General features: G+C 42.9%; 13 protein-coding genes. 4 read left to right on the forward strand and 9 right to left on the reverse strand.

Annotated features, from left to right (window positions below; genetic code table 11):
- The 6 genes from V7266_RS20280 to V7266_RS20305 form a co-directional block, all read right to left on the reverse strand.
- Positions 1–984: hypothetical protein (locus V7266_RS20280; protein ID WP_335470400.1), on the reverse strand; the 984-nt coding region annotated here is incomplete at its 3' end.
- 283 nt (positions 985–1267) lie between these two features.
- Positions 1268–2305 carry an agmatinase family protein gene (locus V7266_RS20285; RefSeq protein ID WP_335470401.1) on the reverse strand — a complete coding sequence of 346 codons (1038 nt, stop codon included), beginning with the start codon at positions 2303–2305 and terminating at the stop codon, positions 1268–1270.
- Positions 2283–3575, reverse strand: a complete 1293-nt coding sequence (gene hutI / locus V7266_RS20290) for an imidazolonepropionase (RefSeq protein WP_335470403.1) — start codon at positions 3573–3575, stop codon at positions 2283–2285. Before hutI ends, V7266_RS20285 begins: the two co-directional genes overlap by 23 nt.
- 22 nt (positions 3576–3597) lie before the next feature.
- Positions 3598–5271 (reverse strand): urocanate hydratase, encoded by a 1674-nt coding sequence (hutU, locus tag V7266_RS20295; RefSeq protein ID WP_335470405.1) that lies wholly within the window; start codon positions 5269–5271, stop codon positions 3598–3600.
- Between the two features lie 266 nt (positions 5272–5537).
- Positions 5538–5933 (reverse strand): hypothetical protein, encoded by a 396-nt coding sequence (locus tag V7266_RS20300; RefSeq protein ID WP_335470407.1) that lies wholly within the window; start codon positions 5931–5933, stop codon positions 5538–5540.
- A 270-nt stretch (positions 5934–6203) separates the two neighbouring features.
- Entirely contained in the window at positions 6204–6785 is a 582-nt protein-coding gene (locus V7266_RS20305; protein ID WP_098527522.1) for a TerD family protein, read from the reverse strand.
- Between the two features lie 268 nt (positions 6786–7053).
- On the opposite strand from V7266_RS20305, the gene V7266_RS20310 reads away from it, so the two are divergent.
- On the forward strand, positions 7054–7428 hold the full coding sequence (locus tag V7266_RS20310; RefSeq protein ID WP_335470409.1) for a nucleotide excision repair endonuclease: 375 nt from the start codon (positions 7054–7056) through the stop codon (positions 7426–7428).
- A gap of 47 nt (positions 7429–7475) precedes the next feature.
- Here the strand turns inward: V7266_RS20310 and V7266_RS20315 are convergent, their stop codons facing one another.
- Together V7266_RS20315 and V7266_RS20320 are read right to left on the reverse strand one after the other, a co-directional pair.
- On the reverse strand, positions 7476–8504 hold the full coding sequence (locus tag V7266_RS20315; protein WP_335470411.1) for an ATP-grasp domain-containing protein: 1029 nt from the start codon (positions 8502–8504) through the stop codon (positions 7476–7478).
- A gap of 134 nt (positions 8505–8638) precedes the next feature.
- Positions 8639–9133, reverse strand: a complete 495-nt coding sequence (locus tag V7266_RS20320; RefSeq protein WP_335470412.1) for a flavodoxin domain-containing protein — start codon at positions 9131–9133, stop codon at positions 8639–8641.
- A 202-nt stretch (positions 9134–9335) separates the two neighbouring features.
- On the opposite strand from V7266_RS20320, the gene V7266_RS20325 reads away from it, so the two are divergent.
- Positions 9336–11417 carry a hypothetical protein gene (locus V7266_RS20325; protein ID WP_335470414.1) on the forward strand — a complete coding sequence of 694 codons (2082 nt, stop codon included), beginning with the start codon at positions 9336–9338 and terminating at the stop codon, positions 11415–11417.
- 23 nt (positions 11418–11440) lie between these two features.
- Here V7266_RS20325 and V7266_RS20330 read toward each other — a convergent pair whose 3' ends face one another.
- On the reverse strand, positions 11441–12355 hold the full coding sequence (locus V7266_RS20330) for an alpha/beta hydrolase (protein WP_335470415.1): 915 nt from the start codon (positions 12353–12355) through the stop codon (positions 11441–11443).
- 165 nt (positions 12356–12520) lie between these two features.
- Between V7266_RS20330 and V7266_RS20335 the strand changes: the two genes are divergently transcribed.
- Both V7266_RS20335 and V7266_RS20340 read left to right on the forward strand, forming a co-directional pair.
- Positions 12521–13840 (forward strand): alkaline phosphatase family protein, encoded by a 1320-nt coding sequence (locus V7266_RS20335; protein WP_335470416.1) that lies wholly within the window; start codon positions 12521–12523, stop codon positions 13838–13840.
- Positions 13837–15111, forward strand: coding sequence for an MFS transporter (locus tag V7266_RS20340; protein WP_335470417.1), 1275 nt, complete (start codon positions 13837–13839; stop codon positions 15109–15111). The genes V7266_RS20335 and V7266_RS20340 overlap by 4 nt, the downstream gene beginning before the upstream one ends.
- Positions 15112–15175 lie beyond the last annotated feature (64 nt).

The raw sequence follows: 15175 nt of genomic DNA on the forward strand, positions 1-15175 counted from the left end.
ATTACGATTTCGTTCATCTCGTTTGTTATTTCTTTCACCATCATATTGCTTCTTTACTTGCTGCTTACCTGAATGACTGTTTGGCACTTCCCAAGAGAAGCGGCTGACTGAAGAGTAATCTGATTTTTTATTAGGTCCAGAGGTTTCTCGGGTTGTGTTATTTTCCATATACTCATCAATTTTTTCCATAACTTTTTCAGGGTCGGCACCGCGGGCAAGCATTACCTTCACCCACTCCTCTTTAAAAACCTTTTGTACTAAGCCCTCAAGCTGATTGATATACTTTGCCTCATCGTTTGTAGATAACAATTGTTTGCTAAGCTCTTTCACTTTTTGTTTATCATTATTTTCCGGGAGAAGGTTTTGCATGATCGAACGGGACATGTCTTCCATTCGCATATAGTGCTCCCATTCCGCATACAACTCTGGTGCCATTTCTTGCACATGTACTAAAAATATGTCTTTATTCTCCTCCCCCAGAGATGTTAATAATTTACGAGGGTATGGGTAGACGCGGTCACGCCAGACTGTCCTTGCAACATCAATCACCTTTAAATTCCCGTCAGGCTGAATGAAAATTTGCCTTTTATGATGGTCAATACGCTGAAACCCAATCTCTTTAAACGTAATAAGCATCTCTATTAATTTAGAAGAAAGCTCCGGGGTCAGAGGCTGCGATAATAAATATTCTCGTAGATCGACACCCCTAATTATGTCCATAGCGACATATAGCCGGCCTTTGGCATGAATCTGCGGGAAAAGACCTGTCTGCTGTCCAAGGGATAAGGCGTAATGTTCTCGGTCACAATCCTCTTCATTGCCGAAGACTTTCACGCAGATATCGTCTGTTATTTGAAAGACCGCCCCTTGTCTCCCTTTTCCCAGCATCACTAACGGAGATTTATTTTCCACCTCTACATCTGCATTTTCCAAATTCCTTACTTTAATTTTTTTAATCCACTTCTCTAATTGATTTGTATCCACATTTTTCCTCCTATCTCACTAATATACTCTCACCGGCTAACAACAGCGGTTGATAGCCAGTTTATCAACCTATTAATCCCGTTCTTCCATTCATAGGTGCTTGTCTAATAGATAGCTCTATAAATTCGACAATGCTAAAAACCATATCTTTTAGCGACTACTATAGTTAATTCAAGTAGCCGGTAAATGGTAAAGGCATCTGTCCAAAAAAACGAAAAAAGAATGGCCAACCACTTCCCCTCCTAAGGAGTGGGAACTATAGTTGGCCATTCTTGATTATTTGTCAGTTAGTTAAGTTGTTTATCTCCTTATCGGTGCCTGTCACCTTTCGGAGCATTATCCCTGTTAGAAAAGTTAAAAAGACGTGGGTGCCAAGTTTCACGGTCTGCTGGACATGGGTGTCTTTTAGTGGATCGAGGCAGACGATGTCGATGGCTTTTACTTTTGGATGCATCGCAGCTGTTAGGACACTGTCAAGGAGTTCCGCTGTTGTCATTCCGCCTGGTGTTCCAGCCGGGACCCCTGGGGCATAGGCAATATCGAGGACATCCATGTCAACGGTCAAATATATGATATCAACTTTACCAGCAAGCTCATTTAAACACTGACTTACTGTTGCTTCGATTCCTCTCTTTCTTGCCTGGCGAAGGGTAAAAAAATTCACCCCTTTTTCATCTGCATACTGCTTTAATTCTTTCGTATTAAAAAAGCCATGTAAGCCAATGTTGTAAAGGTTAGAACTTTCCACCATGCCACTTTCGATCAAGTTCCGCATCGGTGTTCCATTAGTCGGCCCATTGTCAGCCAGACTCCTTAAATCGAAGTGCGTATCCAATTGAAGAATTCCGATTTCCTCACGCGGTTTGGCCCAATGTAACCCCTTTACCATCATCGCCGTAATCGAATGATCGCCACCCACTGCCACCACAGTTGAAGTTGTAAAATTCCGATGGATCGTTGCCGATGCTTCCACAATATTGTCATGACAGCGGCGGATGTCGGTTACGTGCATCGGAACATCCCCCACATCCAGCGCCGTCATTTCTGCTAAATCGAGGTCTTCATCGACGTTATAAGTTGTGAATCCCTTCCAAGCACGCCGAAATGCATCTGGAAATTCCGAGGCACCGGAGGGACTAATGGATGAACGAGAGAGCGGTACTCCTACTACAACAATATCCGAATTTCTGGTTTGTTCTGGATTAGAATCCGTGGTGAGCGGACGAATCCATTCATGAATCTTCGTTACTTCGGTGGTTTCTTCAGACTTTACCCATATAAAACTTGGCGGATTCAATTTAGGATAGAGAAAGCTCTTCAACCAACCGCCCTCCCTTTACCACGACTTTGCCACTTTTGACTACTGTATCTGTATGATTCATCCCATAAGAGTATTGGAGTTTCATATAATTCTCCACGTTAAAAATGGTAACATCACCTTTTTTGCCCACTTCTAAACTGCCAATTTCCTGTCCACGTCCAATTGCATGTGCTGCATTGATGGTTGCAGATGTGATCACCTCTGCTGGTGTCAGCCCCATTTTTAAACATGCTAGATTCATAATAAATGGTAAAGAAACGGTTGGGGAAGAGCCAGGATTACAATCGGTTGATACCGCTACCGGAACCCCTAGGTCAACCATTTTACGGCCATTTGCCGACTCCGCCATTAAAAAATAGGCGGTCCCAGGCAGCAGGACTCCGACGACTCCTTTTTTTGCCATTGCTTTTAGGCCCTTTTCTGATGCTTTTAACAAATGGTCAGCTGAAATGGCCCCCACTTCAGCCGCAAGCTCCGCCCCTTCATAAGGTTCAATCTCATCGGCATGAAGTTTCGGAATTAACCCATAGACCTTCCCTGCTTCAAGTATTGTGCGTGCTTGCTCTGGAGTAAACACCCCCTGCTCACAGAAAACATCATTAAACTCTGCCAGTTTAAGTTCCGCTGCCTTTGGGATCATTTCTTCCACTATTATCTTTACAAATCCTTCTGGATTGTTCTTATATTCAATCGGTACCGCATGCGCCCCCATAAACGTCGACACAACCTCAATAGGATGCTGCTCATTCAGCTGTTTTGCTACTTCCAACTGTTTGCGTTCCGTTTTCCATTCCATCCCATATCCGCTCTTTGCTTCCACCGTTGTAACGCCGTGGAGTAAGAATTGGTTTAAGCGAGTATAGCTTTCTTGAAAAAGCTCCTCAGGTGCGGCTTGCTTTGTCCGTCTCGTTGTAGCATGGATGCCTCCTCCAGCATTCATGATTTCCATATAGGCGGCACCCTTAAGCCGCATGTTAAATTCGTCTTCTCTGCTGCCAGCAAAAACTAAATGTGTGTGGGGGTCGACGAGTCCTGGTGTGACAAGCTTGCCTGTCGCATCAACTACATCAGCCTGATGGATCTGTCCAGCAAATTTTTCAAAAAGCACTTCGTCCTTGCCAACTGCTTGAATCATTCCGTTCTCAATCCATACGCTGCCGTTTTCAATGATGCCTAACTCAGACATACCCTCTTTAACAAGCGGAGCACCAGAACTTCCCCTTAGTGTTACGAGTTGAGCTGCCTTCCTTATAAAAATTGCCTTGCCCATCGGCTTCACCAACTCTCTTTATTTAGTTGTGGTCGAGCATGGGCATTTTGATGCCCTTTTCCTTTGCAGTTTGGATGGCTAGTTCATAGCCGGCATCGGCATGTCGAACGACTCCCATTCCCGGGTCAGTGGTTAGTACCCGTTGCAGGCGGATTTCTGCCTCCTTGGTGCCATCTGCGACAATGACCATCCCGGCATGCTGTGAGTACCCCATTCCAACTCCTCCGCCATGGTGAACGGAAACCCAGCTGGCGCCGCCAACGGCATTCATCAGAGCATTTAAAATCGGCCAGTCGGACACGGCGTCACTGCCATCTTTCATGCCCTCTGTTTCCCGGTTGGGCGATGCGACAGAACCTGCATCTAAATGATCGCGTCCAATCACGATGGGTGCGGAAACTTCACCGGATGCCACCATATCATTAATAAGCTTTCCGAATCTGGCACGATCCCCATAGCCTAACCAGCATATTCGAGCCGGGAGTCCTTGGAAGCTGATTTTTTCTTGGGCCATCTTGATCCATTTGCATAAATGTTGATCCTCTTTAAATTCACGTATGAGGACTTCGTCAATTTTCCGAATATCCTCGGCGTCACCAGAGAGGGCAGCCCAACGGAATGGTCCTTTTCCTTCGCAAAAGAGCGGGCGGATGTAAGCCGGCACGAAGCCTGGGAAATCAAAGGCATTTTCGACGCCTTCGTCTTTGGCCACTTGACGGATGTTGTTGCCATAATCAAATGTAACGGCACCTTTTTCCTGCATTTTCAACATTGCCTTTACGTGTGCCGCCATACTTTGTTTAGCTAGTTTTACATATTTGGCAGATTCTCTGGCTCGCAGTGTTGCCGCAGCTTCGAGTGTAAATCCTGCCGGAATATAGCCATTTAGCGGGTCGTGAGCAGAGGTTTGGTCCGTTAATATATCGGGTGTGAACCCTTTTTCAATCAATAAAGGCAAGATTTCGGCAGCGTTACCAAGAAGACCGATCGAGATGGGCTTTCCTTTTTTCTTGGCTTCTAGTGCTAATTTCAAGGCCTCATCAAGGTCTTTAGATTTTATGTCAAGATAAGCGGTTTCGATTCTCCGGTCAATTCTCGTCTCATCAACATCAATCGCTAGGCAGACCCCTTCATTCATGGTCACGGCGAGCGGCTGTGCCCCACCCATCCCCCCAAGACCGGCCGTTAGTGTAATCGTATGTTTTAATGAACCGCCAAATGACTGCCGCGCTAATTCAGCGAAAGTTTCATAGGTTCCCTGGACGATTCCCTGGCTGCCGATATAAATCCAGCTCCCTGCAGTCATCTGGCCGTACATCATTAGCCCCTTTTGGTCTAGCTCGTGAAAATGCTCCCATGTTGCCCATGCAGGAACAAGATTGGAGTTAGCAAGTAAAACACGAGGTGCATCCTTGTGGGATTTCCATACAGCTACAGGTTTACCGGATTGGATGAGCAATGTTTCATCATTTTCTAATTCTAATAGTGTTTTAACGATCGCATCATAGGACTTCCAGTTACGTGCCGCCTTGCCGATCCCTCCGTATACGACCAAGTCCAGAGGCCGCTCCGCTACCTCTGGATTCAGATTATTCATTAGCATCCTAAGAGCTGCCTCTTGAATCCAGCCCTTCGCATGCAACTGTGATCCAGTAAAGTTCTGAATCACTCGGCCTTTCCCCGTGTTCGTCTCCATTTCCCTCACTCCCTCAACATATCCATCTATCTTCATTATAAAAACAAAACCTTCTGAAAAATACGGATAAATTTCTACATTATTTTTTTGGTGCCCTTTTGCTATCTTTTTTGGTGCCTTTTTTGGTAACTTTTTTTGGTGCCTGACACCAAACGTGGACACTGTCCATTCCCTGTGTACACTTGATCCGCAATCCAGGAAAACTAGTTTAAAAAAAAAGGATAAATACCCGCCGCAAAAAATCGGGTATTTATCCTTTTGCTGTTTTAGTTATTGACCTGCGGCCTGGAAAAGAGAATTGCAAACCCCATACCGATGACGACGGCGAGAAAATGGACAGTTCCAGTGGATAAGGAAAGGAATTTAATAATACTTCCATAACTTTCATTGGTTATTCTTAATAAAATTTCCTGAAAGATCGGCTTATAAAGTAGAAGATAAGAAATTAGGACTAATAGAAGAGCGGACCAGTTTCTCCCCAGCAGATACTTTGTTAAAACAAAATAAATTACGGCTAAAATAATTGCCAATCCAAACACAAATGAATTTATGCACCGGAGGGCACGGTCTGGCTGATCCAGGAAAGCTAAAACAACTAAATAAACAATCCAAGAAAATGTAATTAATATGGCAAATATTTGTGTCTTAAGCAAATACTTCATCAAACAGTCACCTCTAACAGCTGATTCACTAACTTATTTACCATACCACAATCTGACACGTTATGACTAATAACGAGGAACATTTTGCCGCGAGCGATTATTGGCAGCCTCTAATGGTGCCTGTCACCATTAACACTATGAATTGAGTAGAAACAAACCATTAAAAAGGACAAGAAGAATTTTTTTCTTCTCGTCCTTTTTTTGTGAGATAAGTATATAAGGTTTTAACTTCGAGGAATGTCCAGCTCCAGGCGCCTTGCGCTTTTCTTATTAACCTACATCCAAGCCAAAGTCAGTAGCAATCCGGGCGAGTCCGCCTTGGTAACCTGATCCGACTGCAGAGAACTTCCATTCACCGTTGTGGCGGTAGAGTTCTCCTACAATAATCGCCGTTTCGATGGAGAAATCCTCCCCTAAATCATACCGAATAATTTCTTGATTCGTTTCTTCATTGACGACACGGCAGAAAGCATTAGAAACTTGTCCAAAATTTTGGCCTCTTGCTTCCGCATCATGAATGGTAATCACAAACGAAATCCGTTCCACTTGGGCCGGAACAGCGGCTAAATCAACTTTTACCTGCTCATCGTCGCCGTCTCCTGCACCAGTACGATTATCACCTGTATGTACAACGGAACCATTTCCGCCTTCAAGCTGATTATAGAAAACAAAATCCTTTTCAGAAGCGCACTTACCATTGGCATTTAACAAAAAGATACTGCAATCCAAATCGAAATCGTTCCCGCCATCATAACGGTTGGTATCCCAGCCCAGACCGACAATAACCTTCGATAAACCAGGATTCGTTTTTGTTAAATCGACCTTTTGACCTTTAGACAATGAAATTGCCATACTAACACCCTTTCCACTATTTAATATGAAACTGAAACTCAGGCAAGACGATTGGAACCATAAAAAAGTTCCAATACCTTCCTTTATTCTACAAAAATTAAATAGGTTTTACTACTTTTAACACATAACAACCGACACAAAAAATCGGTTTCAAATTGAGAAAAATGGTTAAATTAAGAAAGTCGAACCTAAACTGGCAGGATATGCTATAATGAACTCTTGGCTAAACTTTTAGCCGTTTATATTTAAGCAGGGAGCGAATCATCTTATGATAAAAATTGAAATACCAAATCCAGATATCGTCATTACAAAAAGCAGACAAGTCGGCGAAAAAGTCGAAGCCCCACTAAGCAGTGTCTACGGTTTTACTGATTATAATAAAATCCCCCGTGACAAGGGCGGCATCATCCTATTTTTCAACGCCAATGATGACCTGCTTTTTGTAGGCAAAGCAAGAAAGCTGCGACCTCGGGTAAAGCGCCACTTTGAAGATACAGTTTCACCAATCAAGGCGTATCGCGACGAAGTCTATAAGATTGCTGTATTGGTGGTCGAAGAACCGATGGAACGGGAAATCTATGAGACCTACATCATTAATACACTTCATGCTAAATACAATATTGATAAAGTTTTTTATAAATAAACAGATAGAGCAGGTTATCGCTTTTAGAAGCAGACCTGCTCTTTGTTTTAACTAATATCGTCATATTTTAAAATCATTTCTTTTTCAAGATGACTTGCCCTAATACCAAACCTCGGCTTTAAAGGATGAATTTTCTCCCCTAATAAGATCTTAATAGCCATGTACGGAAAATTAATCCCAGAAAGACAGCTGAAATGCAAGCCTCCGCTCATTCGCGGATTGATCTCAAGCAGTTTCGGCACCCCTTTGCTGTATTTCACCTGTATATTAAATACAAATGGTAATCGGTACTCATGGTGAAATTTGTGTGCTAACTCAATCAGTTCTACACTCTCAACAAGTTCCCTGACACGTCCATCCCCTTTCATCCGCGGAATGGCAGCGTACAATTGGTCCTGTGATGCCACGCAATCAATACTATATTCCCTGCCTTCTAAGTACTCCAATAGCATTAAATCAGGAAAAGCCTCCTGCTGCCCTAGGACCTCACAGGCATGGTCATAGGAGATTCGATAGCCGCCTCCACTGTGGAATAAATGATGGATGGATTCCATTTCTTCCTTGATAACCCGAAAACCCATTGCCCCTTCCCCAATTGCTGGTTTAAAGCAAACTGTGTGCCCCTTTTCCTTAAGCGATGTGTAAGCCAGCTTAAAATCATGAATTGTATTAACGATTTCATAATCTGGGATCGAAAAAATAGGAGCGCCGTTAGTGAAGGTTTCATAGGCCGCAGCCTTGTTATCCATGGTTTCCATAAGAGCTGCATCAGGACAAACTAGGACCTTCACTCCTAACGCCTCAAATTCCGCCAATCGCTTTGAAATCAGCACATTTTCTTTGCGCGGGATAAAAATATCGATTCCATGTTTCTCGCAAAAATCAAGACAGAACTCGATATACTCATCCCCTGAAATGTCAGGCTCGACAAAAGCGTAATCACAATTTTGTAAATATAGGGCATCTTTATTCGGGCTTGTGCCATAAATAGTAAATTTCCGATGGTCCTCATTGTCGCGAATCATATCCATATAATGCGTAACGGTGGTAAACCATCGATTAAACCAAATCTTCATTGTAAACCTCTCTTACATTAAAATTGACCTTTCCATTATGGACAAAGAGGATACATTTTATAATCAATTCCTGCAAAAAAAAAACGTCCTCTCCAATAGCAAGAACGTTTTCTACCAAAATGGGCTTCCTAAACCTAAACCATTATCTTTAGATTATTAAACCGTGAAGTAAACTCCCTTATGGCTTCAAAATCTAATTTGTATTGATCAGCGGTAATCCCATCCACCTTTTTCACTACTTGTCTCTCAAAAAAGTTCATCTTCGAAACAAGGAATTCGCCGCCGAACAGACCGAGCGCAACGGAATTCTTCCGCAAGTCCTGCGGATAGGCATTGTTAAATTGCTCTACAGCCAAATCACCCTCACGCATGCAAACTAGAAACAAACCGAGTTCCTTGTCTACTAGTTTCTCATGAAAGGCATGAATAAACTTTTTAATTCTTCGTTGAATCATTCCGGCATGGATGGAGCCGCCTATGATAACGGCATCATATTTTTCTAGATCAATATTATGGTTATCCTTCTTTAAATCTACTGAAACCACTTCTCCTGCAAGATACTCGCTTAATATTCCAACCACCTTTTCAGTAGTCCCATGGGACGAGCAATAAACAATTAAACTTTTCATGAGTATTAGCCCTCCTTTTATTTTCAAGAAAACAACCGTGATGACATGCTGGAACCAAGATGCGAATATACTAATTTCATTATAATTCCAATAATGCTAAATGCTCATAAAAATATTGGCAATATTATTACAAACTATTTCCATTGTACTGTGATGAGAAATGGTGCCTGTCACCAATTACAATCTGAGGGGGTGATTTAAGGTGGGTTTGATTCCGTTTCCATTTGTTTTGGCTGGACCCATTGTGAGGAGGGTGGAGTGTGGTGAGGTTTATATTTGGATGGCGACTAGCAGGGGTACTATGATTGATGCCAGCATTTATGAAATTGAAACTGTAAGCAATCAACTATCGTTCGCCTATCATCTGATCGAAACCAACACCGAAACCAGTACGATTAGAGCAGGAAAACAACTTTACTTTCATTTAATTAAAGTGACACCTGCACACGGCCCCTTTCCGACAGAAACCCTAATTGGCTATAATTTGCATTTTACTCGTGGCAGTGACTCCTTATCGGACGATTTACAAAGTCTTCACTACCTATCCCCTGAAAACCAACACTCTATTGTATACGGAAACTTAAAATATCCTGCCTTTATGATAAAAAACGGAACCAGCCAAAGTAATATCCTATACGGTTCCTGCCGAAAGCTTCATGGCGAAGGGCAGGATACACTCGCTCTAGCTGATCAGATTCTAGAAAGAGAGTATCAGAATACCGGCTCCCGTCCTGATTCCCTTTTCTTAATGGGAGACCAAATCTATGCTGATGACGTTGCCGCTCCGCTTATTCTAGCCATTTCAATCATAGGCCGGGAATTAATCGGACACTCTGAACCACTGGCTGAACAGGATGTCCGGCTCGGTCAAGTGCCCTATTCTACCACTCTATCCCAAATCAACGGAAGGCAATTTATTATGGAAAATATCGCTCAATTTACATCCTCTCAATCCCAAAATCATTTAATTGAACTCGGTGAATTTGCTGCGATGTATCTCTTGTCTTGGAATCCCGAGCTGTGGGCAATCCTTCAAAACCAGCATTTGCTACCGTCTTTTGAGGAAGCAGAAGAACAACAGCTCATCCATTTCACCTTCCCTAATAACCATAACTATAAAAAAGAGCATAAATTAGAAAGGGAAAAGCTGAGGGAACGCTACCTTGAGCAGCAGGAGGCACTGATTACCCTTCAGGAATCGCTTACCCGTGTAAGAAGATTGCTAGCAAATATTCCAACCTACATGATTTTTGATGACCATGACATCACCGATGACTGGAACCTCTCGGCTGAATGGAAAATGACCGTCAACAGCGCTCCATTGGGGAAACATGTGGTAGCCAACGGTCTTTGTGCCTATTGGCTTTTTCAGGGCTGGGGAAATGAGCCAGATAGCTTTGACAGTGATTTTATGAGCACCATGACATCCTATTTTAAACTGTTACGCCGGGGTTACACCCATCGCAATTTTTATAAAAATTGGCTGGATATACTCTGGAATTTCAATTCATGGCATTACGTAGCCCCCACCCACCCAAAAGCCGTTTTTCTTGATACCCGGACAATGCGCGACTATGATACCGCCCCAAAGCCGATTAATTTTGGTCATATCATTAAAGAAAGTGAAGGCTGTCCACAGCTATTAAACCAAACTGGATGGTCACTCATCACCTCCAAGCTCGAGAACAGCGGCTGGAAAAATAAGAGCCCCTTACTTGTCGTTTCTGCTACTCCCGTTTATGGAATGGGGCTAATCGAATCCTTTTTACATGATTTTGTTTACCCTTTTCAAGTGGTTGGCGTAAAGGTACAAACCTCGTTTGATTTTGAAGCTTGGAAATACAACGGCAAAGGATTTACCGAATTTCTGACTCACACGTCCACTTGGAATCCATCCCCGCTGATTATTTTATCAGGAGATGTTCATTACGCTTCAGCGGTTAAAGCAACGGTCACATTTGCCAATCAAAAAACACTGCCCATTTACCAATTTACAAGCAGCCCTTTTAAAAATATGAGCTTTTCCGGAGTCTGGGGTTTATTAATGAAAATGGTCATCGCCATCAACGCCTACAGTAGAAAAAGAGGCGATATTTTTCGAACTTGTACCACTGACTACACCATCACTCACACCAACGCCGATTCAGAACTATCACCATTCCTATGGAAGGATCAACTTCGCTATCAATCAATTGAAAAAAGCTCCATCATTGAAACAACCAATAATCTCGGTCTTGTTTCCTTTACTGAAGAAACAATCCAAAACCAGCTCATAAGAAAATAACGTGAAGGCCAGCATTCTGACCTTCACGCTTTCATAATCCGCTTAATAAATTGGCCAATTTCCCTAGTTGCCCTTCTTGCTTCTGGCAAGTGATCACCACTAATTTGCCAAACATGCCACATGCCATCCCAAACCTTTAACGACACATTCACACCATCAGCCTTCGCTTTAGCAGCAAGCGATAAGGCATCACTTTGCAAAATCTCATGCGTCCCTGATTGAATCAGAATAGGCGGCAATCCGGTAAGGTCTGCAAAAACAGGTGAAATCAGCGGATGGGCGAGGGATTCCGTTCCCGCATATATTCGGGCTGCTTCCTTTACAGCCCTCACACTTAAATAGGGATCCACTTCACCATTTTTTTGATAACTTTCCCCGCTGCTGGTTAAATCTACCCATGGCGATAGACAAACAATCCCAGCCGGAAGTGGCTCATTTTGATCCCTTAAGACAAGTGCCGTTGCCAGACACAAACCGCCTCCTGCCGAATCACCTGCGAAAATAATGTCCTTACTTTCATATCCCTGCTTTAATAGCCAATGAAAAACGTTGACCGCATCTTCAATCGCGGCCGGAAAAGGGTGTTCGGGCGCCAAGCGGTACTCAGGGAATAGAATCTTTACTCCAGCTTCTTTCCCAATTCTTGCAGCAAGCGGCCGATGCGTGTTTGCAGAGCAAAGTGCATAACCACCACCATGAAGATAAAGAATCACCTTATCAGGCAAAGAAGTGCCAGTTGTCAACCACTCTGCATATACCCCTTCAATTCGAAGCGAATCTACCTGACATTCCTTCGGGAGTCTGCCGATTTTACTGGCAGCCGCATCGAGCAACTCCCGTTGTTCCTCAATACCTTTTTGATGTACGCCTTTTTTGGCAGCCCGTTTCACAGAAAGTTTAATTGCTTTTTCAAAAAAATAACTTTGAAAACTCGGCATGATTCCAATCCACCTCTTCATCCAATATCTGCTAATTTCATTATACTAAAAAAGAATCATCTTGAGGTATTCTATCAGCAAATTTATCTACTTTCCGAAAATTTTGTAAATATTCTGTAACAATCCGCCCTGCCATAGTACAATAAAATTAACAGGAGGTGTAATATGAAGCGTCTCACCGACCATTTAATCATAATTTCCTTTGACTGTCTTTCGGCTTTAGACCTTCCCATCTTAAAAGACCTAAAACACTTTCAAACCATCCTTACCAAAGGGGCACTGGTGGAACGTGTCGAATCCATCTACCCTTCCGTCACCTATCCTTGTCATGCGACAATCGTGACCGGAAACTACCCAAACCGGCACGGGGTCATCAATAATACCCTCCTCCAGCCTGGTAATGCGTCACCCGATTGGAACTGGTATCGGAAATGTATCCGGGGAACGACCCTTTATGATGAGGTTAAAAAGGCCAACCTGTCAACGGCAGCCATCTTATGGCCCGTAACAGCAAAAGCTGACATCGATTATAACATGCCGGAAATCTTCGCAAACCGTCCATGGCAGAATCAAATACTGGTTTCCTTGTTGAACGGAACACCCCGTTTTCAATGGGAGATGAACAAACGCTACGGTCATATCCGCAAAGGCCTCAAGCAGCCAGAATTGGATCTCGTCCTTGAGTCAGCTGTCGATACGATAAAAACAAAGAAACCTAACCTATTATTGGTCCACTTTACCGATTTAGATACCCACCGCCATGAACATGGCTTTTCTTCAGAAGAAGCGTTACAAGCCCTGCATCGTCATAACCATCGGCTCGGGAGAATACTAGATGCTTTAAAAGAAGCCCAGATTCTTGAACAATCCACCATCATCGCTTTAGGAGATCACAGTGCCCTTGATGAACAAAAAGCGATTAACCTCAATGTCTTATTACATAAACAAAACTTAATCACCACAAATTCAAATGGGCAGCTAATAAATTGGAAGGCCTATTGTAAAAGTTGTGATGGCTCCGCATATATTTATCTTAAAGATCCCGAAGATGCGGACACTTTTCAAACGGTTCGCAATCTCTTAAATTTATTAGTGGAGGAACCGGACTTCGGAATTGAGACATTTATTACCGGAGAAGAAGCAGCAGCAAGAGGGGCAGACCCTGCCTGTGCCTTTATGATAGAAGCAAGCCGTGGATTTTTCTTTTTAGAAGACTACAAGGGGGACTTGATCAAAACCATTACAAAAGAGGATGCCAGGGCAGATAAAAAATATACGTTAGCCTGCCATGGCTATTCACCCGAAAAAGAAAACTATGGAACCATTTTGATGGCAGCCGGGAAAGGCATTCAGCAGGTCATCTTGCCTTCCATCCGTCTCATCGATGAAGGTCCCACATTTGCTAGACTTCTAGGTGTCAGCTTAGGTAATACCGATGGAAAAGTGATCGAAGAGCTGTTAATGTTAAAGGAGGAAGTTACATGAGTCGGATGACAAAGCAAGAAAAGAGCTGGGTATTCTATGATTGGGCTAACTCTGCTTATTCCCTCCTGATTACTACTGCCATCTTTCCATTATATTTCAAGGCAGCGGCGAATTCAGCAGGAATTGCCGCTTCTACCTCTACAGCCTATTGGGGTTATGCCAATTCGTTAGCTACACTGTTAATCTCTCTTTGCGCCCCAATTTTAGGAAGCATTGCCGATTTCAAGGGCTTCAAAAAACGATTCTTCACCTTTTTCTTTGCCCTCGGAATAATCTTCACCCTATTACTTGCCGTTGTTCCAAGCAGCCAGTGGCTGATTCTCTTAATCTGTTATATGGTGACGGTCATTGGCTTTGGAGGAACCAATATTTTCTATGATGCTTTTCTGGTTGATGTGACGACCGAAGATCGGATGAATCAAATCTCCTCTAAAGGGTATGCAATGGGTTATATTGGGAGTACCATCCCGTTTATATTGGGCATAGCGCTGATCCTTTTATCGCAGCAAGGGATCCTTCCAATCTCTGTTGCGGCTGCAAGTCAAGCAGCGTTCGCCATCACTGCCTTATGGTGGGGGTTATTTACAATTCCCATGCTGAAAAACGTGAAGCAGATTTATTATAAGGAACGCGTCTCAAATCCAGTTACAAATGGGTTTCGACAGCTTTATTTGACTTTTAAAAAAATAAGACTTTTCCGTCCGCTCTTTTTATTTTTAATTGCGTATTTCTTCTACATTGATGGCGTTAATACCATTATTACCATGTCTACTGCCTATGGCTCTGATCTTGGTATCTCCTCTACCAATCTGTTAATCATCTTGTTTGCCACGCAAGTAGTCGCCGCACCATTTGCGGTTCTATATGGAAAGCTGGCTGACCGGTTTAAGGGAAAAACGATGCTGTTAGTGGGAATCTTTGTTTATATTGTGATATGTATCTATGCTTATTTTTTAAAAACCACACTTGATTTCTGGATTCTGGCCATGCTAGTCGCCTCCTCACAAGGAGGTATTCAGGCATTAAGCCGTTCCTATTTTGCTAAACTGGTCCCGAAAGAAAGTGCCAACGAATTCTTTGGCTTCTATAGTATTTTTTATAAGTTTGCTGCGATCCTGGGTCCTTTTTTAGTAGGTTTTACGGCCCAAATCACCGGGAATACCAATAGCGGGGTTTTTAGCCTAATTGTTTTGTTTATCATCGGCGGCCTGCTTCTGATTAGGGTGCCGGAGCATGAGACCATGATTAAATCTAATTCCATTTCACAATAGAAATTTAAAAAAACAGTGTGATTTGCAGGTGAAATCGCACTGTTTTTTTATTTTGATTGATTAT

Origin of the sequence: Neobacillus drentensis, from assembly GCF_036965645.1 — a bacterium.
GTDB lineage: Bacteria > Bacillota > Bacilli > Bacillales > Cytobacillaceae > Neobacillus > Neobacillus drentensis_D.

Excerpts from the sequence above, each read along its gene's own strand:
- hutI (WP_335470403.1), bottom strand. The coding sequence starts at position 3,575 with ATGGGCAAGGCAATTTTTATAAGGAAGGCAGCTCAACTCGTAACACTA.
- hutU (WP_335470405.1), bottom strand. The coding sequence starts at position 5,271 with ATGGAGACGAACACGGGGAAAGGCCGAGTGATTCAGAACTTTACTGGA.
- V7266_RS20300 (WP_335470407.1), bottom strand. The coding sequence starts at position 5,933 with ATGAAGTATTTGCTTAAGACACAAATATTTGCCATATTAATTACATTT.
- V7266_RS20305 (WP_098527522.1), bottom strand. The coding sequence starts at position 6,785 with ATGGCAATTTCATTGTCTAAAGGTCAAAAGGTCGATTTAACAAAAACG.
- V7266_RS20310 (WP_335470409.1), top strand. The coding sequence starts at position 7,054 with ATGATAAAAATTGAAATACCAAATCCAGATATCGTCATTACAAAAAGC.
- V7266_RS20315 (WP_335470411.1), bottom strand. The coding sequence starts at position 8,504 with ATGAAGATTTGGTTTAATCGATGGTTTACCACCGTTACGCATTATATG.
- V7266_RS20320 (WP_335470412.1), bottom strand. The coding sequence starts at position 9,133 with ATGAAAAGTTTAATTGTTTATTGCTCGTCCCATGGGACTACTGAAAAG.
- V7266_RS20330 (WP_335470415.1), bottom strand. The coding sequence starts at position 12,355 with ATGCCGAGTTTTCAAAGTTATTTTTTTGAAAAAGCAATTAAACTTTCT.
- V7266_RS20335 (WP_335470416.1), top strand. The coding sequence starts at position 12,521 with ATGAAGCGTCTCACCGACCATTTAATCATAATTTCCTTTGACTGTCTT.
- V7266_RS20340 (WP_335470417.1), top strand. The coding sequence starts at position 13,837 with ATGAGTCGGATGACAAAGCAAGAAAAGAGCTGGGTATTCTATGATTGG.